The organism is Pseudoalteromonas sp. T1lg48 (genome assembly GCF_002964785.1).
Lineage (GTDB): Bacteria > Pseudomonadota > Gammaproteobacteria > Enterobacterales > Alteromonadaceae > Pseudoalteromonas.
In genome coordinates, this window is the sequence record NZ_PQCC01000018.1 from 582,499 (window position 1) to 606,287 (window position 23,789).

The following is a 23,789-nucleotide window of genomic DNA, read 5'->3' on the forward strand; positions in this document are numbered from 1 at the left end:
AATAACCTTTGAATCATTCGACCAATGAACGTACCTAAACGCTCAACTGGTAGCTAATCTGTGTTAACCAGATACTAAGTAAAAGTACGCAAATTTGTAATAGATGAAGCCAACAAGGGCCATTGGCAAACCCCTACATTTGTAAATTTAAAAATACACCATTAGAAACAAAAGAAGACACCCCTTAAATTTAAAGGGGCACCAAGCAATAAGCTGTAAAAAATTAATTACACAAACCTTAAATGGATGCCAGACCCATTTCTAAATCCGCAATAATTTCATTAACATCTTCGAGCCCTAAGGATATACGCACCAGGCCATCGCTGATCCCGGCGGCGCGGCGCTGCTCAGGCTCATAGGTGGAATGTGTCATTGAAGCCGGGTGTTGTATTAGGGTTTCGGTATCGCCTAAACTCACGGCCAGAGTGCAAAGCTCGAGGCGATTAATAAAGGTTTCCGTTTTCTCCAGCGAGGCTTTTAGCTCAAACGCAATAACGCCCCCGGCGTCTTTCATCTGCGTACCAATAAAGGCATGGCCGGGATCGTTTTCCAGCCCCGGGTAATACACCTTTTCAATTTTATCGTGAGCGGCCAAATATTGGGCCACCCTATGGGCGCCTTGGCAATGGGCCTTCATGCGTACCGACAGGGTTTTTAAACCGCGGAGAATCAGCCAGGCATCAAACGGGCTCATGGTCGCGCCTATATCCTTAAGTACGGTGAACTTAATGGTTTGAATGTGCTCGGCACTGCCGCACACCAAACCGGCCACCACATCGCCATGGCCATTTAAGTACTTGGTCGCACTGTGCACCACCAGGTCTGCCCCCAGTGTTGCCGGTTTTTGCAACAAGGGAGTCAAAAAGGTGTTATCCACCACACTGATTAATTTATGGGTTTTCGCAAACGCACAGATCTGCTCAAGATCATACACCTTCATATTTGGGTTGGCCGGGGTTTCCACAAAGACCATCTTGGTGTTGGGCCGACGTGCCGTCTTAATGGCGTCCAGATCGCTAAAGTCGACAAAGGTCACTTCAACCCCGTAACGGGTGAGCAGATGACTAAATAAGGCATAGCTGCAGCCATAAACGGTCTTGGATGCAATCAGATGGTCGCCTGCGCTCAAAAAGCTCATGACCGCCGCCGAAACCGCTCCCATCCCGGTAGCACACGCCGCCGCATCTTCGCATCGCTCAAGTGCCGCCAGCCGCACTTCTAGCTCGCGAACCGTGGGGTTGCCCAGGCGCGAATAGATATACCCCTCTTCTTCACCGGCAAAGCGTGCTGCCCCTTGAGCAGCGTTGTCGAAAATAAAAGTAGAGGTTTGATATAAGGGCGCGGCAAGCGCTCTATGGGGATCCTGTCGACCTTGCTCGCTGTGGATGCAGAGGGTTTCGTCTGTGTATGTGTGTTTGCTCATATTGCCACCTTTTTTCTTTTAAAATAGAGGCATAATTGTTTTAAAAACAAGCAAGCTAGCCGCTTGGACGGCCAAGAAACACTATTTTAGGGCCAAAAAAACGTCAACCTTAGTTGACGTTTTTTTGCTCTTCATTGGTTTGTTTATCGACTCGTGCCAAACGACTCGCCAGACTTTTCACCGTGGCCTTAAGCAGCGAAGGTTTCGCTTCAAGACGCGGCAAGGGACGACAGAGTTCCATGGTTTTATAGCCTATGCGCGCGGTGAGTACGCCGGCACTGAGGCCCTGCGCCGCTCGCGTCGACAACACGCTTAACAACTTGCCACCAAAGGCGGTGGCGGCCAAATCGGCCAGCAATTCGGTTGAGCCCACGAACAACATTTGCTTGAGCAGACTGCGATATAAGCGCACCCGGCTCATATACCCCAGGGCCAGACCATAGTTATTAGCCAATACATCCACCAGCTTTAAGCCACGCCACAGCACCGCCAGCATGTCGACCACCGCCAGAGGGCTCACCGACACCAGCACCGCAGACTCCACCGCATAACGATTGATCAACTGCTTGGCTTGTTGGTCCTGACTGACCAACAGGGTGTCACGATATAAGATCATCACCTCACGGTCACTTAAATGATCGCCAATGCGCGCCTTAAAGGTTTCAAATTCTGGATGGGTTTGAATCTGATTAACGCTTTGCAACCAGGGTAAGGCCTGTCCTATTTGCTCGCTCTCGAGCAAACGCTCGGCCTGCTGCTGATGGTGTTGGTTGACCTTTAAACGTTTTAAATTCACCAATTCACGCCATAACAAGCGCCCCATTAAGACCACCGCTAAGGCAATCACTGCACTGTATAAGGCACCCAGCCACCAGGCGGTGGCAAAGCTGGCGACAATGCTCAATCCGGTCTCCACCAGGATTAAACTCAGCAACAAAAATACAAATAACCGCTTTAACAAGGAGCCTTTGCGACCCTTGATAGTGCTTTCGATGCTTTGTTCAAGCGCAGAGTCATCACCAAAGAGGGCTTCCTCCTCGCTGCTAGGAGCTTGTTCCGAGCGCGCTACTATCTGCGCGCCTTGCAGTTCTTCTGCCCCCTGTGCGGGGCCTTGCTCTTGTATGCGGCGTCCGGCGCTCAACTTTACTTCGTCGCTCATCGCAGCTTGTCTCCCAATAAAAATTCTAAGGCATGGTCGAGACGCATATGACGCAGCTTGCCATCATTACCAGGCAGCGGCGCAAAATCGATATAATCAAAACCTTGTTTTGGCCACTGCCCTTCGTTAAGGCGATGCCGTGGTGGTTGTGGCGGCAAATAGGTAAGCCAGTTCTCCTCGGTTAGGGGTTTACCGTATATACAATGCAGATTACGGCCTTGCTCGCTCACCGTCTTGCTTTGGGTGGCGCACACCCCGGCCATGGCCATGGTGTCGACCTCGACTCCGGCGAAAGCAAGCTCATTGGCTTTGGCCTTCACCAAGTCATGCAACAGCAGGGCTAAGTCCTGGTGGTAGTTCACCCCGACCTGATCGGCCTTGTTTGCTACAAACAGCAGTTTATCTATGTTGGGGCGAAACAAGCGTCGCAGCAGGTTGCTTTTACCGTATTCAAAAAACGCCAGCAGCTCGGTAATGGCCTCGGCCTGCTCGGCAAAGATCTCCGGGCCCAGCTTTAATGCCTGAAGCAAATCAACCAACACCACCTGACGGTCAAAACGGCAGAAATAGTCCTTGTAAAAAGGCTTCACCACCTGGTTTTTATAGGCCTCAAAACGCGCTTCCAGCTGGGTATACTGGGTGTGTTCACCGGGCTCCTGCGGTGTTGGGCAAGGGAAAAATGCCAACAAGGGTGCCCCTTCCAATTCACCGGGAATAAGCAGACGCCCGGGCTGTAAATTGGCGGCATGGGCATTGGCTTTAATGGTCATCAACGCCTGTTTATATTCATCACTCAGGGTCTTGAGCTGTGCTTCATCTACCGGGGCCTGGCTATCAAAGTCTGTAAGTTGCGCTAAAAAGGATTCGCTGTGGGCGCGGCGAACAGTAGAGTTAAGCATGATGAGCTGACGCTCACTCCAGGTGGCGAAATCCATATTCAGCATCGGCAAGTCCATTAACCACTCGCCCGGGTAATCGATTAAATCTATAGTCAAGGTGGCGGTGTCGCCAAGTTGTGCCCTTAACCCACGGTGTGGGCGATAGCGCATGGCCAGGCGCAAGGTATTAATGCGCTTGGTGGATTGCGGCCACTGTGGCGGCTCCTGCGTAATGCTTTCTATGGCATGACGATAGCCGAAAGTCGGAATGTTCAGGGCTTTTTGTGGCACCTGCGTGGTCGCGATATGGCGCCCTTCGCGCATAACACGGAAAAAAGGCAGATTCTTATCGTTGGCCTGCTCACTTAAATGGTGTACCAAGGCGGTAATAAACGCGGTTTTACCGCTGCCGGACAAGCCGGTCACCGCCAGGGTGATATGACCGTCAAGGGTGCGCTGCAGTGTTTTTTTAGCTTTATCTTTGAGCGTATCAAGGCGAGAGTAGGACAAATTAGCTCCTTTTTCCCTTTAACAATAAAAGGATAAGCCGACGAAGTCAGCTTATCCATTCGGCAGGATGGGATTATTAAAGTTTGTTTATTTCTCGACTGACCGTAAAGGTCGGCGAGGTCACATGGGTTTCCATACGTTGAATACGTGTATCCAAGTCCGTCATAAACTCTTTTAAATCTTTCAGTGCCTTACGTGGTGGCTCGCCCTTTTGCCACACCTTGGCTTTCACCTCGCCCACATGCGCCGCTTTTTGAGCTTCGCCGTGATTCGTTTCCGCCGGCTTGGTATCAAGGATAAACCAGGCGGCAATATAGGCGACGATAAACAGTGGGCCACCGGCCAGTAGTACGGCGGTGACGAAAACAATGCGTACCAGCCACAGCTCGATATTAAAGTAATCGCTGATCCCCGCACACACCCCGGCTAATTTACCGCGTTTGGGGTCGCGATAGAGTTCGCGCTTAGTACTCATACCTTGTTCCTCCACTGCGGCGATTCCTGATCAAGCAGCGTTTCTAACGTATGAATACGCTCGGCCATTTTTTCGGCCTTGTTCGCCAGCTCATTCAATTGACGATGCTCGTGTTCACTCAAACCTTGGCTTACTTGCTTTTTACTGCGGTAGTGCAAAATAAGCCACAGCGGCGCCACGAATATCATAAATATAACTATTGGGGGCATTAATAAATCAAAATCAAACATCTTCCTCTCCTGCCTGTTGCTTCGGCGTATTATAAGTGTGGGCGTAGCCGTGAAACTTGTCGAGCTCGCCCACTAATCATTGTTATTCTGCTTTTTCACTTTTACCCATTTTCGCTTTAAGCGCCGACAATTCGTCGTCGATCTTCTCGTCTTTTTCCAACTGTGCGATCTCGTCAGATAATGACTTTTGACCTAGCTCGTACGATTCAACCTGGGCTTCTAAACCGTCGATTTTAGTTTCATAACGCTCAAACTTATCCAGCGCGTCCTGTACCTTGTTGCCATCAAGGGTTTTCTTCACATCAAGGCGCGATTGCACCGAACGCTGACGCAGAATAATGGCTTTTTGACGAGCCTTGGCATCGCTTAGCTTTTCCTGCAAGGTACTGATCTCTTGCTGTAGCTTGTTGATGTGCTCTTCAACGTGTTCCATCTCGCGCTCTAAAGCCACTTGGGCTTCCGCCGCCTTGTTCTTTTCAATAAGCGCTGCACGGGCCAGGTCGTCGCGGTCTTTCGACAGCGCCAGCTCGGCTTTTTCTTGCCATTGCTCGACCTGTTTGTTCAATGTATCTAAACGACGGCTAAGCTCTTTCTTTTCCGCCAATGTTTTTGCCGAAGTAGAACGCACCTCAACCAAGGTGTCTTCCATTTCCTGAATGATCAGGCGTACCATCTTTTCAGGATCTTCAGCCTTGTCTAAAATGGCATTGATATTCGAATTAACGATATCTGCAAAACGTGAGAAAATTCCCATAATCTTATACCTCAAATGTAGAAGTCTTCGTTGACTACTCTACGTGGTATCAAGTTGCTTGCCAACTTTAAAATAACTTAATAAAGCCATATTTTTCATTTAGTTATACCACTTTCAACAAACTCCTTTCTAATCATCAAATAATGAAATACACTAAGCTTTAGCAAAAATTACTAAGAGTTAGTGTAAATGAGTCAGTTTAGTAAAAATGACAATCTACTCGGCCAATCCGACAGCTTTTTAACCGTGCTCGATCAGGTATCTCAATTGGCACCTCTGGATAAGCCGGTGTTGGTAATTGGTGAGCGCGGCACAGGTAAAGAGCTTATCGCCGCCCGTTTACACTATCTATCGCGGCGCTGGGAACAAAGTTATGTCAGCCTGAACTGTGCGGCCCTGAATGAAAACCTGCTAGAGAGCGAGCTTTTTGGTCATGAAAGCGGAGCCTTTACCGGCGCCAGTAAACGCCATGAGGGGCGCTTCGAGCGCGCCAACGGCGGCACCCTGTTCCTCGATGAGTTAGCCAATACCCCGGCCGCGGTGCAGGAAAAGCTTTTACGAGTTATTGAGTATGGCGAATTTGAAAGGGTCGGCGGCCGGGCGCCGATTAAGGTCGACACCCGGTTAATTTGTGCCACCAATGAAGACTTGCCCAGCCTGGCCGAGAGCGGGCACTTTCGCCACGACTTACTGGACCGCCTTGCTTTTGACGTGATCACCCTGCCGCCGCTGCGCGAGCGCCAAGAAGATATTCTCCTACTGGCCGAGCACTTCGCCATTAATATGGCCCGTAACCTTGGCTGGGAGCTCTTTAGCGGCTTTACCACCCGTGCTAAGCAAACCCTTTTGGATTATCACTGGCCCGGTAATGTGCGTGAATTAAAAAATGTCATAGAGCGCAGCCTCTACCGCCACGGCAGCGAAGACCTGGCGGTACACAGCATTAACCTGGACCCCTTTGCCAGCCCATTTCGACCACAGACCTCGAGTTATCGCCCAAGCCCAGCGCCATCACCAAGCGCTCATGAAGCTACACAAAGTAACGACACCAGTGCAGCCGGGACTGTGGCCACCGGCGCCACCGAGCCCAGCTTTAGCTTCCCGTGTGATCTAAAGCAGCTATCGGCCGAATACGAAACCGAACTGTTGCGCCAAGCGCTTAAATTTAGTCAATTTAATCAAAAGAAAACTGCACAAATGCTCGGATTAACGTATCATCAACTGAGAGGATATTTAAAGAAATACAATTTGCTTGATTCGCAGCAAAAACAAGAGGCTTAGCCCGTGTATAAATGGTTGTTAGGCGCCGTGGCGGTGGTTCTCGCCGGGTGTCAAAATGAAGATGCCCACTATGCGCCCATAGAAGGCATGATCTATTGCGCCGAAGCCAACCCGGTGTCGTTTAACCCTCAGGTAACCACCTCAGGCTCCACCATAGATATCATTTCCAAACAACTGTACAACCGATTGCTGCGTATCGACCCAGTCAGTGGTGAATTTATTCCCGAGCTGGCCACCAGTTGGAAGATAAGCCGAGATGGCACCGAAATTACCTTTAACCTGCGTAAAGACGTGCATTTTCATGACACCGCGTATTTCACACCAACGCGCCTTTTTAATGCCGACGATGTGGTCTTCTCCTTTAATCGTTTATTCGATGTCTATAACCCCTACCACTTTGTCGGCGAAGCCAATTATCCTTATTTCCAAAGCGTCGGATTGGATCAACTGATCCCAATATTCGCAAAGATTCAGAATACCAGGTGACCTTCGAGCTTTTTAACGCCGAAAGCAGCTTTTTAGCCAACCTGGCCACCGACTTTGCGGCCATCACGTCGCAAGAGTACGCCATGAAGCTGATGGAAAACGAGCAAATGGAGCTGTTCGATCAATACCCGGTAGGCACCGGGCCCTTCGTCTACCGTGAGTTTCAGCGAGACCGTTTTATTCGCTATTACAGCCACCCTGATTACTGGGAACACCAGGTGAACCTCGACCAATTGGTGTTCGATATCACGCCCAACGGTACCACGCGTATCGTCAAGCTGTTAACCAAGGAATGCGATGTCACCCCGCACCCCAGTGCCACGCAGCTCGATGTGTTACGCGATCGCAGCGACATAGACTTACAGCAACAGGATAATTTAAATATCGGCTATTGGGCCTTTAACACCGAGCGTGTGCCCTTTAATGATCCCATAGTGCGCCGCGCCCTCGCCCACGCCATTAATGTAGATAAGATCATGCAGGCGGTATATTACGGCCAGGGCGTAAAAGCCACCTCCATGTTGCCGCCCATCAGTTGGGCCTATGAAGAGCAAAATAATCTCCCCGAGTACAATCCAGACCAGGCTCGGGAGCTGTTGGCTGAGGCCGGTTATGAAAACGGTTTCGAAATGAGCATTTGGGCCATGCCGGTGAGCCGGATTTACAACCCCAACGCGCGGAAAATGGCGGAGCTGATGCAGAGCGATCTGCGCGAGGTGGGTGTGAAGGTGCGGATTGTCGAATACGAGTGGAACACCTTTTTACAACGTGTGGATGAGCACCGCCACGACAGCGTGCTATTGGGCTGGGCCGCGGACACCCCGGATCCGGACAACTTCTTTAGCCCCTTACTCAGTTGTGCCGCCACTTTCAGCGGTAAGAACCCGGCTAACTGGTGCAATCCGGAATTCGACTTTTTACTGACTCAGGCATTGGCCACCACAGATCAAGACGAGCGCAAAGCGTTTTATGTTAGGGCGCAGCAAATGATTGCCGAGCAACTGCCGCTGTTGCCCCTGGCCCACGGTAAACGCTCACAGGCCAATGATGCTAATATTCAAGGCATTACCCTAAGCCCATTTGGCGGAATTTCCCTGGCCCATGCGAGTAAAATGCCATGATGTTTGAATTTGCCATTCGCCGGCTATCGCTGCTGCTATTTATGCTCTTTACCCTGAGCCTGTTTACCTTTTCCTTAGGTTATCTGTTCCCTGGAGAGCCGCTAACCAATTTTAGCGGCATAGAAACCGCAGGCTTTTCACAAAGCGCCGAACTGCGCGCCAAATACCATCTCGATGAGGGCTATATCAGCCAGTATCTGGCCTTTGTCGGACGTATTTTACAAGGAGATTGGGGATTATCGTTTGCCTCGGGTGGTCAGGTCTTTACCCATGTGCTGACCTTGGCACCGGCCACCTTTGAACTGGCGGTGTATGCCTTGTTGGTTTCGGTGATTGTCGGCGTTCCCGCCGGTATTCTCGCGGCGCTGTCGCAGGGTCGCTGGCCCGACAAACTGATCAGTGGCGTCACCCTGGTGGGCTACTCGGTGCCAATATTTTGGTTGGCGCTGTTGTTGATCATGGTGTTTTGCCTGCAACTGGGCCTTTTCCCCATGTCCGGGCGGATAAGCTTATTGTACGAAATACCCGCCAGCACACACTTTATTCTCCTTGATGTGATGCTCGCCGGTTTCCCCTATGGTGGTCAGGCCTTTACCGATGCCCTGCACCACCTGGCACTGCCGACCTTGGTGCTGGCCACCTATCCGACCACGGTATTGGTGCGCTTTACCCGCGATTCCATGCTTAATGTGCTTGAGCAGAATTACATTAAAACCGCGCGGGCTAAGGGCCTAAGTCGCCGCCAGTTGATTATTCACCATGCCCTGCGTAACGCCTTGCTGCCGGTGATCAAACAAATCGGTTTGCAGTTTAGCGCCTTGATCACTTTGGCAATGATCACCGAAGTGATTTTCTCTTGGCCGGGCATAGGCCGCTGGCTTATAGACAGTATTTATCAGCGAGACTTCCCGGCTATTCAAGGTGGGCTTTTAGCCATTTCCATGTTTATTATTTTTGCAACCATTTTCACCGAGTTACTTTATACCCTGCTCGACCCGATCTCACGGAATCAAGCGCATGGCAAACTTTAAATTATTTACCGAGCACTCCAATGTCTCGCCGTTATCAAGACTGTGGCGAAAATTTAGGGCTAACCATGTTTCCCTGGTTGGCTTATGGTTATTCTTGGGGCTGACGGTTTTAGCGGCCACCGCCCCTTTATTGGCCCCCTATGGTATCAATGAACAGCACGCCGATGCGCTCTTGATCCCCCCCTCCTGGCACGAAGACGGTGATGTACGTTTTATTCTTGGCACCGATGACCTGGGTCGCGACGTACTCTCACGACTGATGAATGGCGCCACTTATACCTTTGGGCTATCCATAGTGGCAGCTCTGATGACCACGCTTGTAGGAGTGTTGGTAGGCACGGTTGCGGGGATCAGCCGCGGGCTGCGCGCCAGTTTTCTTAATCACCTGCTCGATATCACCTTGTCCATTCCCTCTCTTTTGCTGGCCATTATTATTATCGCCATTCTCGGTCCGGGTCTAATGAACACGGTCTGGGCCATTATTTTCGCGCTGCTCCCACAGTTTATTCATTCGGTACGTAATCTGGTGGTCGAAGAGCTGGGCAAGGACTATATCAGTGCCTTTCGATTAGACGGCGCCAACCATTGGCAAATTTTAGTTCGTGGTATTTTTCCCAATATTTATGAGCGCATTGTCGTTATCTTCACCATGGCCTTGTCACTGGCGATCCTCGATATTGCCGCCTTGGGCTTTTTAAAGCTCGGTGCCCAACCCCCCACCGCAGAATGGGGTGCGATATTAGCGGAAAACCTGGGGTTAATTTATCTGGCCCCATGGACAGTGGCACTGCCGGGGATCTTACTGTTCTTAGCCGTGCTATCCACCAACCTGGTTGGCGATGGCCTGCGCAATGTACTTAAAGAGCGACGGGCGGACTGATGCAGTTACTTGATATTCGCAACCTCACCATAGAGCTTAAAACCTCGGACTCCATTATTCGCGTGGTCGACGGTGTAAATTTCAGCCTTAAAGAAGGTGAAGTGCATGCCCTGATCGGCGAGTCAGGCTCGGGGAAAAGCCTTATTGCCAAGGCCTTGGTCGGCGCCCTAAATAAACGCTGGGAGGTCCGTGCAGACCGCATGCATTGGCGTGGCGTAGACTTAATGCGCCTGTCCGATGAAAAGCGCCGTAAGCTGGTGAGCCAAGACCTGGCAATGATTTATCAGGAGCCAAGCCGCTGTCTCGACCCCACGGCAAAAATCAGCGACCAGATCGAAGAAAGTATTCCCGAAACCAATCAAAGCGGTAATATTTTCCAACGCCGCCGCGCAAAGAAAAAACGCGTACGAGCCTTATTGCACAAGGTTGGTATCAAGGAGCACTCCAAGGTGCTCTCAAGCTACCCCCATGAGCTCTCCGAAGGGGTATGTCAAAAGGTAATGATCGCCATGGCTATTGCCCGCTCGCCGCGTTTGCTCATTGCCGATGAGCCCACCACGGCGCTGGAAAGTACCACACGGGCCCAGGTGTTTAGGCTGTTAAAGAGCCTAAATCAGCTTAAAAACATGTCCATTTTGATGATCTCCCATGAACTCGAGGAGCTCACCGACTGGACCCATGGCATGCATGTATTGTATTGCGGTCAGATGGTGGAAGCCGGGCCTACCGAGCAAGTATTTGCGCACCCGCGCCATCCTTATACCAAGGCATTATTACAAAGCCTGCCCGATTACGACGCGGCCCTTGGTCATAAACAGCCGCTGTATGCCCTCAAAGGCACTATCCCCACCTTGCAGCATTTACCCATAGGTTGTCGCCTCGGTCCCCGTTGTCCAAACGCGCAAAAAGCCTGTGTGGTAACGCCGAAACTGGAAAAAGAGCATGGCCACAGTTACGCCTGCCATTTCCCGCTGCATAAGCAGGAGCAAAGCTGATGCAACCCCTACTGAAAGTGCAAGCGCTGAATAAGCTGATCAATGTCCGTGCCGGCTTGCTCAGCCGCAAGAAGGTGTCCCTGCTCAAGGATATTTCCTTTTGTATTGGTCAAGGAGAAACCCTGGCGGTGATTGGCGAAACCGGTGCAGGTAAAAGCACCTTGGCCAAGGTATTGGCCGGTGCCGATGAAGTCAGTAGCGGACAAATTATCCTCGAAAGCGAGCTGATCAAAGATGGTCCGAAACACCTAGGCGATAGCAGTGCGATCCGCTTGATATTTCAAGACCCAAACACCTCGCTGAACCCGGCCCTGACCATAGAGGAAACCCTGGATGATTGCCTGCGCCTTAATACTAAGCTAAGCAGTGCCGAACGCCTGGATAAAATCAAACAAACCCTGTCCAAGGTCGGATTATTGGTCGAGCACCGTCATTATTACCCACATATGTTTTCCGGTGGTCAGTTGCAACGGGTGGCGTTAGCTCGTGCACTGATCCTTGACCCCAAGGTACTGGTACTTGATGAGGCGTTGTCATCCTTGGACCCTTCGGTACGAGCACAGACGGTGAACCTGCTGCTGGAGCTGCAGCGCGAGTCTGGTTTAAGTTATGTACTGATCACCCACCACCTGAGCCTGGTAAAACACATGAGCGATCAGGTAATGGTATTGGATCATGGCGAAGTCGTCGAATACGGTAATACCCAGGAAATATTCGCCAATCCGCAATCGAAAACCTGCCAGCGTCTGCTGACCTGCTAGCTTTGAGAATTCAGGGCGCGCTTAGCCCATTAAACACGCTTCCCTTCCCCACCGAAGAGCCATTTAAAAACAATAAAAAAGGCCGCAAATGCGGCCTTTTTTATTTATCTAAGCGATTGTTATTCGCCTTGCGGTGCCATTGGCTTACGTACCACTTCGGCTTGCGCTTCTAGCGCTTCTACGAAGGTTTGGTAGTTTTTATTGGCAAGCTGCATGGTCAAGCTTTGCTTTATCTGTTCGTTAACCTCTGTTTCGCTGGGTGTCTTCACCGATTTAAGCGCTACCAGGGCCACGTTACCATCGTTAAGCTCCACCAGATCCACTACAGGGCTCTCTTGCGGGTGTGCAAGCTTGAATACCTGTTGAGTTAGCGCCGGCGGCACACTAAAGCTGCGACGCGTAAGTGCTTCTTCGCTCTGCAGCTCAACACCGGCCTGCTCCGCTAAGGTGGCAATAGTGGTGCCCGCTTGTAGCTCTGCAAACAAGGTTTCGGCCTGCTCTTTCGCTAGCGCCGAGGCTTTTTCTGCCACTAATACACCTTGAATTTGCTCACGTACCTGCGCTAACTCTTTGGTTGCCGCTGGCTTGTGCTCAACAACACGTACTACCACTACATGCTCGTTACCCAGCTCTAATACTTCCGAGTTAACACGGTCTTCAAGCAGCTCAGGTGAGAAGATAACTGACGCAACATTGGCCTGGTTTAACGGTGTAGGCAGTTGTGCACGAGATACCAAGTCTGTGGTTTGCACCGTGGCGCCAATTGCGGCTGCCGCATCTTCCAGGCTATCCGATACTTCAAACGCCAGCTCGGCAAGCTCGGTTTGCTTCTCGTAATAAATGTCTGCTTTTTCTACTTTCTCAAGCTCGCTGCGGATCTCAGCCTCAACATCGGCCATGGCCTTAACTTCGCCCGGCTGCATGTCAGTCAGTTTAATGATGTGATAACCAAACTCAGATTGAACTACGTCTGAAAGCTGGCCTACATCCTTAAGAGCGAAAGCGGCATCTTCAAAGTCCGGGTCAAGCATGTCGCGCTCAATCCAATCAAGATCACCACCTAGCTCGGCACTAACAATATCGTCCGATTGCGTTTCAGCAAGCTCGGCAAAGTCGGCACCCTGTTGTAATTGTGCCAATAGCTCTTCGGCCTTTTGCTGTGCCGCGGCGTCATCTTCACTGTTTTCGACTAGGATATGCGCTACACGGCGTTTTTCCGGCTCGCTGTACATGGCCTGGTTCTGATCGTAGTACTCTTTAATTTGCTCGGTGCTGATAGGCTCGGCTAATTCAAGGGTATCGGCATTAAGCTCAACATAGGCAAGTTTAACTTGCTCAGGTGCTAAAAACTGCGCCTGGTTCAGATCGTAGTAGTTTTGAATTTCTTCATCGCTAACGGCTACTGTTTCTTTAAACTTGTCGTTATCAATAACCAAATAATCGATGGCACGCTCTTGCTGCTGCAAACCAACCGCCTGGTTTAGTTCGTTGCTTAGGGTGAAATCGGTACCGGCCAGGGCGCTAACTAGCTGCGAGCGTGTCATTTCTTTACGAAGGAACTCTCGGAAGTCATCAGCCTGAAAACCCAATTGACGCAGCACTTGCAGGTAGCGCTCATTGTTGAACTTACCGCTAAACTGGAAGGCTGGCAGCTCTAAGATTGCTTTACGCACTTCTTGGTCACTAACACGTAATCCCATTTCTGCCGCTAATTGCGATTGTAGTTCGTCTTGGATTAAGCGATTCGTAACCGATTGGCGAAGTTGTGCCATAAAGGTAGGGTCATTGGCTAATTGCGCAAAGTATTCGCCAAATTGCTGCTCTTGACGAGCGCGTTCGTTGTCGAATGCCCTGGCAAAGTCGCGCTGCGTGATTTTTACCCCGTTCACCTCAGCGACGGATTGCTCGGTAGTCTGACCTAGGTAGCCTCCGATCCCTGCCAAAGCAAAAGATAAAATCACTAGCCCTAGAATAATTTTGGCCGCCAAGCCTTGCGAGCCTTCTCTGATTTTTTCTAGCATTTATCTTTATCTCTATTTATTTAGTACCCCCTTCACTGTGCTTCGGTTTTAACCTTGCAATAAAGTGAAGGATATAAAAAAAGCGTATCTTAGCAGATACGCTTTTTCACTTGAAGCTAACAATCGTTTTCCGTTTGCTAGCAATTCAAGCTTCGCAAATTAATTAACTGCGTCTTTAAGCGCTTTGCCTGCTTTGAACGAAGGAATGGTTGCAGCAGCAATTTGAATCTCTTCGCCAGTTTGTGGGTTACGGCCGGTGCGAGCAGCACGCTCACGTACAGAAAAAGTACCGAAACCAACTAGGGCCACTGAATCGCCTTCTTTAAGTGCATTTGATACTGACTCAATGAATGAATCCAACGCACGACCGGCAGCCGCTTTAGAGATATCAGCATCAGCTGCGATTTGATCGATTAATTGAGACTTATTCACAATATCATCCCCTTACATTGTTATTATCCAGAGCGACTCAGCTTGTGAAAACGGTACAGCTTGAGAGCATCTCTGTGCTATTAAATTTAGAAAAGAACGCATCCTTTCCAAACGCCTTAATCGTCTTGAAACCTAGGCCACATAAGGCCTAGGCTCAAATCCAGTGCCTAACTTATCACACCTTAGTGATTTGAAAAGCCCTTTACGATATTTTTTTACTATTTTTACTCACTTTTTGCGCAATCAAGGCTAAAACGCTCGATTGGCTGGGCTAAAGCAAGCTCCAACACCTCGTCAATCCATTGTACAGGGTGAATAGCAAGGCCTTCGCGAACATTCTCCGGGATCTCTTTTAAGTCGCGTTCATTCTTTAACGGAATGATCACCGTCTTAATACCACCTCGGTGCGCCGCCAGCAGCTTCTCTTTTAAGCCACCGATAGGCAACACTTCACCGCGTAGCGTGATCTCACCGGTCATGGCCACATCCGAGCGTACCGGGTTACCTGTCAGGCTAGAAACCAAAGCGGTCACCATGGCAATACCCGCGCTTGGACCGTCTTTTGGCGTCGCCCCTTCAGGCACGTGCACGTGAATATCACGCTTCTCGTGGAAGTCCGGGCTGATACGCAGCTTCTCGGCACGATCGCGCACAACTGTCATCGCCGCTTGAATCGACTCTTTCATGACATCGCCCAGAGAGCCGGTGTAGCTTAGCTTGCCCTTACCCGGTACCGCCGACGATTCTATGGTCAGCAAGTCGCCACCGACTTCGGTCCAAGCCAAACCGGTTACCTGACCAATACGGTCGTCACCTTCGGCCTTACCGTAATCATGACGCTGAACCCCTAGGTATTCTTCCAGATTGCTCTCGTCTATGGTGATATGCTCCAGACTCTTATCGAGAAGGATATTCTTCACTGCTTTGCGGCACAGTTTTGAAATTTCACGCTCAAGGTTACGCACACCCGCTTCTCGAGTGTAATAACGGATAATGCCGATGATAGCGCTATCGTCTATGGTCAGCTCTTTTTCCTTTAAGCCGTTACGCTTAATCTGTTTCGGAATAAGGTGTTGCTTGGCGATATTAAGCTTTTCGTCTTCGGTGTAGCCCGACAAACGGATTACTTCCATACGGTCCAATAACGGGCCAGGAATGTTAAAGCTGTTGGAGGTCGCCACGAACATCACGTCCGACAGGTCGTAATCCACCTCGAGGTAATGATCGGCAAAGGTGCTGTTTTGCTCTGGGTCTAAAACCTCAAGCAGCGCCGAGGACGGATCGCCACGCATATCCGATGACATCTTATCGATTTCATCAAGTAAGAACAGCGGGTTGCGAACACCTACCTTGGTCATATTCTGGATCAGCTTACCCGGCATTGAGCCAATGTAGGTACGACGGTGACCACGGATCTCCGCTTCATCACGAACGCCACCCAGTGCCATGCGCACATACTTGCGCCCGGTGGCACGCGCAATACTCTGTCCCAGTGAGGTTTTACCCACGCCAGGTGGTCCCACTAAGCACAGGATCGGCCCTTTAAGCTTGTTGGTGCGCTGTTGCACCGCTAGGTATTCAATGATGCGGTCTTTGACCTTCTCTAAACCGTAGTGATCGGCATCGAGGATTTTCTGCGCCCCGGCCAAGTCTTTTTTCACCTTCGACTTTTTCTTCCATGGCACATTGGTGATGGTTTCAATGTATGAACGTACCACCGTGGCTTCCGCCGACATGGGCGACATCATTTTCAGCTTTTTCAGCTCGGCCATGGCCTTTTCTTCAGCCTCGGCCGTCATGCCCGACTCGGCAATTTTCTTTTGCAGCCCATCGAACTCGTCCGGCACGTCGTCCAGCTCACCAAGCTCTTTTTGAATGGCTTTCATCTGCTCGTTGAGATAATACTCACGCTGCGACTTTTCCATCTGCTTTTTCACCCGGGCACGAATCTTCTTCTCGACCTGCAATAGGTCAATTTCGCCTTCCATTAGCGCCATCAGGTATTCCAGACGCTCGGTCACGTCGCTGATCTCAAGTACCTTTTGCTTTTCCGGCACCTTAATCGGCATGTGTGCAGCCATAGTGTCAGCAAGTCGAGCTGGTTCCTCGATACCAGACACAGAAGTAAGTACTTCCGGCGGGATCTTTTTATTCAGTTTAACGTAGCCTTCAAATTGGCTCACCGCGCTGCGAATAAAGATTTCATGCTCACGCTCGTCGATATCGCTGGAGGGAATGTATTCCACCTCAGCAACAAAGAAGTCGTCTTCTTGTGTGTATTTTTCGATGCGCGCACGCTGCGTGCCTTCAACCAACACCTTGACCGTGCCGTCGGGCAGCTTTAATAACTGTAGTACGCTGGCAACCGTACCAACGGTATAGATTTCATCACTGGTTGGATCGTCCACCGAGGCGTCTTTTTGCGCCACTAGGAAGATTTGTTTGTCTTTGTCCATCGCTGCCTCAAGACAGCGAATCGACTTTTCGCGACCAACGAATAAGGGGATCACCATGTGCGGATAGACCACCACGTCCCTTAATGCCAGTACCGGAATTTCAACGCGATCCGTTCTTTCAAGCGTCATGCTAACTCTCTTCGGACTTCTCAAAATTTAACAATTACCCAAGTATATGGGGATTGGCGGGGTAAAGTTCAACAAATTTATAAAAAAAGGAGCGTGATGCTCCTTTTTATTATTAATTGCTTAGTTAATGAACTATTTCATTGATATGAAAAGTTATTATTCTGACGCAGCTTTATCTTGGCTGTTGTTTTCGTAGATAAGGATGGGGTCAGACTCACCTTTTATCACGGTTTCATCGATCACCACCTTACTGACGTCTTCCATTGACGGAAGTTCGTACATGGTATCTAGTAAAACACCCTCTACGATTGAACGCAGACCACGAGCACCGGTTTTTCGCTCCATTGCTTTATGGGCAATGGCTTTCAGTGCGTCTTCACGGAACTCCAACTCAACATTTTCCATCGCAAACAAGGATGCAAACTGTTTAGTAAGCGCGTTCTTAGGCTCATTGAGGATTTGCACCAAGGCGGCCTCATCCAGCTCGGTCAGAGTCGCAACAACCGGCAGACGACCGATAAACTCAGGGATCAACCCGTACTTAACCAAGTCTTCCGGCTCTACGTCTTTAAACGTTTCGCTTAGGCTACGCTCGGCACTGCTCGACTTCACATTGGCACCAAAGCCAATACCCGTGTTCTTCGCACTGCGCTGTTCAATAACCTTATCAAGACCGGCAAAAGCACCGCCACAGATAAAGAGGATCTTAGAGGTATCTACCTGCAAGAACTCCTGCTGCGGATGCTTACGGCCACATTGCGGCGGTACCGAGGCAACCGTGCCTTCGATCAGTTTCAATAGCGCCTGCTGTACACCCTCACCAGATACATCGCGGGTGATAGACGGGTTATCCGATTTACGAGAAATCTTATCGATCTCATCGATATAGACAATACCACGCTGCGCCTTCTCAACGTCGTAATCACATTTTTGCAATAGCTTCTGGATGATGTTTTCAACATCCTCACCCACATAACCGGCTTCGGTTAAGGTGGTGGCATCGGCCATGGTAAAGGGCACATCCAATAAGCGCGCCATGGTCTCGGCCAAAAGGGTCTTACCGCTACCGGTTGGACCGATCAGCAAAATATTACTCTTGCCTAGCTCAACACCGTCACTGGTACCGGCGTTACGCAAGCGCTTATAGTGGTTATACACCGCAACCGACAGTACTTTTTTGGCGTGTTCTTGGCCAATAACATAATCATCTAGGTGACTACGGATCTCTTTAGGAACAGGCAACTTGTCAGATGCGTTCGCTTTGGGCGCGATATCCTTAATTTCTTCCCTGATGATGTCGTTACACAGGTCAACACACTCATCACAGATATAAACGGATGGGCCTGCGATCAACTTACGTACTTCGTGCTGAGATTTACCACAAAACGAGCAGTACAGCAGTTTACTTGTCTTTTCGCCGTCTGTTGGTTTATCGGACATTCAGCTACCTCATTCTTTACGCTACGAGCTTTATTACATTGTAGCAAATGGACTTCTTAAACAAATATACCAAACTTTGCGGCGCATTGCGCCGCCATTTGGTTAAAGCGCGGTAATTAGCTTACTTGGCGCCGCGTCGATCAAAAACAGAATCAACCAGACCGTATTCAACCGCTGCATCAGCATTCATAAAGTTATCACGGTCGGTATCACGGGCGATCACATCCAAAGGCTGACCCGTGTGCTCTGCTAACAATCTATTAAGTTTATCTTTGATAGACAGGATTTCTTTAGCGTGAATTTCAAAATCAGACGCCTGACCCTGGAAACCACCTAGCGGTTGGTGAATCATCACGCGCGAGTTAGGCAGACAATGACGCTTACCCTTAGCACCGCCGGAAAGTAAAAACGCGCCCATGCTTGCCGCTTGACCCACACACAAGGTGCTGACGTCAGGCTTGATAAAATTCATGGTGTCATAAATAGACATACCTGCGGTGACTGAACCACCAGGAGAATTGATATACAGGTGAATGTCTTTTTCTGGATTTTCTGATTCCAAAAATAGCAACTGGGCCACAATCAGGTTGGCCATATGGTCTTCGACCGGACCCGTTAAAAAGATGATTCGCTCTTTAAGAAGGCGCGAGTAGATGTCATAAGAGCGCTCTCCCTTAGCGGTTTGTTCTACCACCATAGGGACTAATGCGTTAAGCGGATCTGTCATACCATTGTTCATTATTACTTGATTCCTTAATGAGCTGCACAAACTAAAATGGCTCGGTGCTTTGCGAGCAAAGCATACGAGCCATTTAAACGTTGCTTGTAACTTAAGTCAACGACTTATTGAGCCGCCTGCGGGTTCATGATGTCGTCGAATGCAGTTTCTACGTCAGTTACTTTAGCTTTCTCAACGATAGCTTCAACCGCTTGCTCTTCCAAGGCAACGTTACGCATTTGCTGCATTAGTTGCTCGTTGGCTTTGTAGTACTCAACTACTTCGCTTGGATCTTCGTAAGCAGAAGCCATAGTGCTGATTAGCTCTTCTACTTTAGCGTCGTCAGCCTGGATTTCGCCAGCCTTGATCACTTCGCCTAGTAGTAGGCCAGTTTTAACGCGCTTGATAGCTTGCTCTTGGAATAGCTCTGCAGGAAGCTCAGGCATGTTTTGTGCGTTGCCGCCAAAACGCTGTGCTGCTTGCTTACGAAGCGCATCGATTTCTTGCTCAATAAGGGCTTTTGGCACGTCGATTTCGTTTTGCGCTAGAAGACCTTCGATCGCCTGCTCTTTAACCTTAGCTTTAACAGCCTGGCTAAGCTCACGGCTCATGTTCTTCTTCACTTCTTCTTTAAGTGCGTCAACACCACCTTCGGTGATACCGAACAGTGCAGCGAACTCTTCGTTAAGTTCTGGAAGCTCTTGTACTTCAACTTTCTTCACAGTGATAGTGAACTGCGCGTCTTTACCTTTTAGATTTTCAGCGTGGTACTCTTCTGGGAAAGTTACGTCGGCAACAACTTCTTCACCGGCTTTCTTACCTAGGATGTTGTCTTCGAAACCAGGGATCATACGGCCTTGGCCAAGCTCAAGTGGGAAGTTCTCAGCTTTACCGCCTTCGAATTCTTCACCGTCGATTGTACCAACGAAGTCGATAGTAACGCGTGCGTTTTCAGCGGCCGCTTCTTCAGACTCAGTCCATGAAGCGTGTTGCTTACGTAGCGTCTCTAGCATATTAGCTAGGTCTTCGTCTTTTACTTCAACAACTGGTTGCTCAACTTCGATGTTCTCTAGGCCTTTAAGCTCTACTTCTGGGTAAACTTCAAAAGTGGCTTCAAACTCTAGGTCTTTACCTGCTTCAAGCGCTTTAGGAGCGAAAGTAGGTGCACCGGCTGGGTTGATTTTTTCAGCGATGATGGCGTCGATGTAGTTACGCTGCATTAGGTCGCCAGCTACTTCTTGAAGTACAGCTGCACCAAAGCGTTTTTGGATGATAGAAACTGGTACTTTACCCGGACGGAAGCCGTCGATACGCTGAGTTTTAGACAGTTGTTGTAAGCGTTTTTTAACTTCGGTCTCAACGTTCTCTGAAGGAACAGTGATAGTCAGACGGCGCTCAAGGCCTTGAGTCGTCTCAACAGAAACTTGCATGATTTACCTCAATCTTCAAATATGGCGGCGTTGCGCCTTCGTTACATACACGGCGATCGTTTATCATGGCCAATCACGCAAAATGGCAATTTTGCCGTGGTGATGACGGGGGCGATCCCTATGCCTGCACTGCCCTATGGGCACTTATGTTTAACAATAGACGCGGCATTATAACCTAATATTTATAAGAGTCGAGAGCGCAGGCCAAGAAATTAGCGGATCTGCGGCTTAAGCACCCAGCTTAGCGCATTTTGCATACAGTTCACGTCGTAACGCAGACAGATAAAGATAAGCTAATGATGTCTATCTAGGAGAAGTAACTAAAAAGAAAGGATAATTATTTTCATGGGGGAAAATTGTTGTCGCTGATTGGGTTTATATCTGCGACTTTTGGGCATCAATACCCAAACGTTATGAGTTCTTCTTTTTATAAAGAAGTGGTCGGCGATGCAGGATTTGAACCTGCGACCCCTTGGACCCAAACCAAGTGCGCTACCAAGCTGCGCTAATCGCCGATACTCAAATTGTGTTTCTAAATATGTTCTGTTTGCACTTCTTTCCACCTTACTGAGAAGGTGGTCGGCGATGCAGGATTTGAACCTGCGACCCCTTGGACCCAAACCAAGTGCGCTACCAAGCTGCGCTAATCGCCGATATGCGTATATTTAGAAAGATGGGGCGACTGATGGGACTTGAACCCACGACAACCGGAATCACAATCCAGGGCTCTACCAACTGAGCTACAGCCGCCACAATAATGGCGCACCCGGAAGGATTCGAACCTTCGACCGACGGCTTAGAAGGCCGTTGCTCTATCCGACTGAGCTACGGGCGCGGTGCAACGAATACTTCTTCGTGCTCATCAAGTGACACTTCCTAAAGAAAGTGGTCGGCGATGCAGGATTTGAACCTGCGACCCCTTGGACCCAAACCAAGTGCGCTACCAAGCTGCGCTAATCGCCGATACTTGTATTGCCTAAGGTTTCGAACTCGACCCCTCGTTGACAACGGGGTGCATAATAGTGATTTGACCTGGCGAGGTCAAACATTTTTTTCGCTGCCGTGGTGCGTTTGCTTATTTTTAACCCGCTTTGATTAAGTTTTAACGAATTTGTTCGATATTTTATCAATTTAGCCCATAAAACAGTGCTTTCCTATAGCTCACAGCTTGGCTAGGCAGCGCTTTTCTGCGAAAATATTGGTCAAGTTCAGTGTGGTGACCCCTTTTTATACCGCACGGCACTATTATAAGTATTTCGTTCTAATTTCGTGTGACTCTTTAGCGCCCCCTAAAAAGCACACTAACCCCAATTAAAGGTTACTCATGACGGCAAACATCATTGATGGTAAGGCAATTGCAAAGCAAGTTCGCGCCCAAGTGGCAGCGCGTGTTGCCGAACGTAAAGAGCAAGGTCTGCGCGCACCCGGCCTAGCGGTTGTACTGGTAGGTCAGGATCCGGCAAGCCAGGTTTATGTTGGCTCTAAGCGTAAGGCCTGTGAAGAAGTAGGTTTTGTTTCTAAGTCTTACGATCTGCCTGGTGATACCAGCGAACAACAACTTCTAGATTTAGTTGACCAGCTTAATGCCGATCCTGAGGTTGATGGCATCCTAGTGCAATTGCCGCTTCCAGAGGGCCTCAATGCCGAGAAAGTGTTGGAGCGCATTACCCCACATAAAGATGTGGATGGCTTCCATCCTTATAATATTGGTCGCCTAGCCCAGCGCATGCCGGCGCTACGCCCTTGTACGCCAAAAGGCATTATTACCCTGCTAGACTCAACCGGCGTTCGCTATAAAGGCATGCACGCGGTTGTGGTTGGCGCCTCGAACATTGTTGGCCGTCCTATGTCTCTTGAGCTACTCTTGGCTGGCTGTACAACCACTGTGTGCCATAAGTTCACTCAAGACTTAGAAGCCCACGTACGCCGTGCCGACTTAGTGGTAGTGGCCGTAGGTAAGCCGGAGTTTATTCCTGGTGAATGGATCAAAGAAGGCGCCCTGGTGATCGATGTGGGCATTAACCGTTTAGATAACGGCACCTTGGTAGGCGATGTAGCCTATGACGTTGCCAGTCAACGCGCCAGCTACATCACACCGGTGCCAGGTGGTGTGGGCCCAATGACGGTTGCCAGCCTGATTGAAAACACCTTGGAAGCCTGTGAAAACTATCACAGCTAAGTAATAGTGTTAATCACGCCAAAGGCCAGCTTTAAATGCTGGCCTTTTTGTTTCCCCATCGCGTACGCAATAACTGCACCCCTTGTGGCGCCACCGAAAAAACTATCATCGCCATCATCAGGGCATATTGCCAACCTTGATACGTCTCTGCCAATAGCAACACCGCCGTCACTATACCTGCGATGGGATTAGCTATGGTGCCAAAGGTGAACTCCACCACCGACATGCGCCCTAACAACCATACATACAGGCTGTATGCCACTGCGGTATTAGGCAGCACGAGCCACACTATTGCCTGCCATTGTTGGTTTGCTATCGGCTCCTGAAGCACCGCATAAGCGTGAGGCTGAAAATAAAGTGCTTGGACAATAGCGGCGCAGGCAAGTAACCCGCCGCCAAGTATCAGTTGCCAGGTCAATACCGTCCACCAATGAATATGCAGGGAAAACTTTTGCACTAAGGCACTGCCAACCACAATACACAGCATGGAGGCAAATAACGCCACCATGCCTATCAGGGTTAAACTCACCTCTTGCGGGTCAAATAAGAGCCAGGCCAAAAACACTAGAGACAGGGCGCAAATGGCTTGGATGATGGCCGGTCGCTGCCCTTTTACCAACCAGGCATAAAGCAGTGCGACCACGGGCACGGAAACCATGCCAACTCCAGCGATGGCCGCAGGAAGATTGACCGCCATGACAAAGATAAAGGCAAAAAACAAGGCAATATTAACCAAGGCCAACAAGAGTAAGGGACGCCACTGCCCGACCTTGGGCAGCGATGGTTTGACTAGCCATAACACCAGCCCGGCTGGCAGTGCCCGCAAGGCACCGAGTAAAATTGGTGGCCAGTCGGGCATGGCATATTTGGTGACGGCATAGGTGGTTCCCCATAAGAAGGCAGGGATCATAGCTAGGAAGATATACATCTGGGTTCCCGATAGATAATTACTGCAGCCAGACTAAGGCCTTAAGTTAACTTGAGATCAATACAAAAAGTG

General features: G+C 49.7%; 19 protein-coding genes, 5 tRNA genes and 1 pseudogene. 7 read left to right on the forward strand and 18 right to left on the reverse strand.

The features are described from left to right. Positions 1-238: 238 nt before the first annotated feature. The 6 genes from megL to pspA form a co-directional block, all read right to left on the reverse strand. A complete protein-coding gene (gene megL, locus C2M29_RS11870; RefSeq protein WP_105189972.1) occupies positions 239-1,423 on the reverse strand; it encodes a methionine gamma-lyase in 1,185 nt (394 codons plus the stop codon). A gap of 109 nt (positions 1,424-1,532) precedes the next feature. Continuing rightward, positions 1,533-2,582 (reverse strand): TIGR01620 family protein, encoded by a 1,050-nt coding sequence (locus C2M29_RS11875; protein ID WP_105189973.1) that lies wholly within the window; start codon positions 2,580-2,582, stop codon positions 1,533-1,535. After that, positions 2,579-3,970: a YcjX family protein gene (locus C2M29_RS11880; protein WP_105189974.1), complete on the reverse strand. Its 1,392-nt coding sequence runs from the start codon at positions 3,968-3,970 to the stop codon at positions 2,579-2,581. Before C2M29_RS11880 ends, C2M29_RS11875 begins: the two co-directional genes overlap by 4 nt. A gap of 76 nt (positions 3,971-4,046) precedes the next feature. Then, entirely contained in the window at positions 4,047-4,445 is a 399-nt protein-coding gene (pspC, locus tag C2M29_RS11885) for an envelope stress response membrane protein PspC (protein ID WP_105189975.1), read from the reverse strand. Next, positions 4,442-4,675 (reverse strand): envelope stress response membrane protein PspB, encoded by a 234-nt coding sequence (pspB, locus tag C2M29_RS11890; RefSeq protein WP_105189976.1) that lies wholly within the window; start codon positions 4,673-4,675, stop codon positions 4,442-4,444. Before pspB ends, pspC begins: the two co-directional genes overlap by 4 nt. Positions 4,676-4,757: 82 nt before the next feature. Further along, the gene (pspA, locus tag C2M29_RS11895; RefSeq protein ID WP_105189977.1) at positions 4,758-5,429 is read right to left on the reverse strand and encodes a phage shock protein PspA; all 672 of its coding nucleotides are present in this window, start codon (positions 5,427-5,429) and stop codon (positions 4,758-4,760) included. 189 nt (positions 5,430-5,618) lie between these two features. On the opposite strand from pspA, the gene pspF reads away from it, so the two are divergent. The 6 genes and pseudogenes from pspF to C2M29_RS11925 all read left to right on the forward strand — a co-directional run bounded on the left by pspF (position 5,619) and on the right by C2M29_RS11925 (position 11,984). Then, positions 5,619-6,710, forward strand: coding sequence for a phage shock protein operon transcriptional activator (pspF, locus tag C2M29_RS11900; RefSeq protein WP_105189978.1), 1,092 nt, complete (start codon positions 5,619-5,621; stop codon positions 6,708-6,710). 3 nt (positions 6,711-6,713) lie between these two features. After that, positions 6,714-8,317: pseudogene (locus C2M29_RS11905) on the forward strand (ABC transporter substrate-binding protein). Next, positions 8,314-9,348 carry an ABC transporter permease gene (locus C2M29_RS11910; RefSeq protein ID WP_105189979.1) on the forward strand — a complete coding sequence of 345 codons (1,035 nt, stop codon included), beginning with the start codon at positions 8,314-8,316 and terminating at the stop codon, positions 9,346-9,348. The pseudogene C2M29_RS11905 and the gene C2M29_RS11910 overlap by 4 nt, the downstream one beginning before the upstream one ends. Next, on the forward strand, positions 9,335-10,228 hold the full coding sequence (locus C2M29_RS11915; RefSeq protein ID WP_105189980.1) for an ABC transporter permease subunit: 894 nt from the start codon (positions 9,335-9,337) through the stop codon (positions 10,226-10,228). The genes C2M29_RS11910 and C2M29_RS11915 overlap by 14 nt, the downstream gene beginning before the upstream one ends. Beyond that, positions 10,228-11,223, forward strand: coding sequence for an oligopeptide/dipeptide ABC transporter ATP-binding protein (locus tag C2M29_RS11920; RefSeq protein WP_105189981.1), 996 nt, complete (start codon positions 10,228-10,230; stop codon positions 11,221-11,223). Before C2M29_RS11915 ends, C2M29_RS11920 begins: the two co-directional genes overlap by 1 nt. Then, the gene (locus C2M29_RS11925; RefSeq protein WP_105189982.1) at positions 11,223-11,984 is read left to right on the forward strand and encodes an ATP-binding cassette domain-containing protein; all 762 of its coding nucleotides are present in this window, start codon (positions 11,223-11,225) and stop codon (positions 11,982-11,984) included. Before C2M29_RS11920 ends, C2M29_RS11925 begins: the two co-directional genes overlap by 1 nt. Before the next feature lie 119 nt (positions 11,985-12,103). Here C2M29_RS11925 and ppiD read toward each other — a convergent pair whose 3' ends face one another. From ppiD to C2M29_RS11980, 11 genes are all read right to left on the reverse strand, one after another. Next, on the reverse strand, positions 12,104-14,005 hold the full coding sequence (gene ppiD, locus C2M29_RS11930) for a peptidylprolyl isomerase (RefSeq protein WP_105189983.1): 1,902 nt from the start codon (positions 14,003-14,005) through the stop codon (positions 12,104-12,106). Between the two features lie 159 nt (positions 14,006-14,164). Then, positions 14,165-14,437 (reverse strand): nucleoid-associated protein HU-beta, encoded by a 273-nt coding sequence (hupB, locus tag C2M29_RS11935; protein ID WP_105189984.1) that lies wholly within the window; start codon positions 14,435-14,437, stop codon positions 14,165-14,167. 224 nt (positions 14,438-14,661) lie between these two features. Next, positions 14,662-17,022: an endopeptidase La gene (lon, locus tag C2M29_RS11940; RefSeq protein ID WP_105189985.1), complete on the reverse strand. Its 2,361-nt coding sequence runs from the start codon at positions 17,020-17,022 to the stop codon at positions 14,662-14,664. A 156-nt stretch (positions 17,023-17,178) separates the two neighbouring features. Beyond that, positions 17,179-18,462, reverse strand: coding sequence for an ATP-dependent protease ATP-binding subunit ClpX (clpX, locus tag C2M29_RS11945; RefSeq protein WP_105189986.1), 1,284 nt, complete (start codon positions 18,460-18,462; stop codon positions 17,179-17,181). Between the two features lie 121 nt (positions 18,463-18,583). After that, positions 18,584-19,201, reverse strand: a complete 618-nt coding sequence (clpP, locus tag C2M29_RS11950) for an ATP-dependent Clp endopeptidase proteolytic subunit ClpP (RefSeq protein WP_105189987.1) — start codon at positions 19,199-19,201, stop codon at positions 18,584-18,586. 104 nt (positions 19,202-19,305) lie between these two features. Next, complete coding sequence (gene tig, locus C2M29_RS11955; protein ID WP_105189988.1) at positions 19,306-20,610, reverse strand: trigger factor; 1,305 nt, start codon at positions 20,608-20,610, stop codon at positions 19,306-19,308. A 438-nt stretch (positions 20,611-21,048) separates the two neighbouring features. Then, a tRNA-Pro gene (locus C2M29_RS11960) sits at positions 21,049-21,125 on the reverse strand. A gap of 61 nt (positions 21,126-21,186) precedes the next feature. Further along, positions 21,187-21,263, reverse strand: a tRNA-Pro gene (locus C2M29_RS11965). A 21-nt stretch (positions 21,264-21,284) separates the two neighbouring features. Continuing rightward, a tRNA-His gene (locus tag C2M29_RS11970) sits at positions 21,285-21,360 on the reverse strand. A gap of 8 nt (positions 21,361-21,368) precedes the next feature. Next, a tRNA-Arg gene (locus C2M29_RS11975) sits at positions 21,369-21,445 on the reverse strand. A 51-nt stretch (positions 21,446-21,496) separates the two neighbouring features. Then, positions 21,497-21,573 (reverse strand) — tRNA-Pro (locus C2M29_RS11980). 361 nt (positions 21,574-21,934) lie between these two features. Here C2M29_RS11980 and folD point away from each other — a divergent pair. Continuing rightward, positions 21,935-22,789: a bifunctional methylenetetrahydrofolate dehydrogenase/methenyltetrahydrofolate cyclohydrolase FolD gene (gene folD, locus C2M29_RS11985; protein ID WP_105189989.1), complete on the forward strand. Its 855-nt coding sequence runs from the start codon at positions 21,935-21,937 to the stop codon at positions 22,787-22,789. 31 nt (positions 22,790-22,820) lie between these two features. Here folD and C2M29_RS11990 read toward each other — a convergent pair whose 3' ends face one another. Further along, on the reverse strand, positions 22,821-23,717 hold the full coding sequence (locus tag C2M29_RS11990) for a DMT family transporter (RefSeq protein WP_105189990.1): 897 nt from the start codon (positions 23,715-23,717) through the stop codon (positions 22,821-22,823). Between the last annotated feature and the right edge of the window lie 72 nt (positions 23,718-23,789).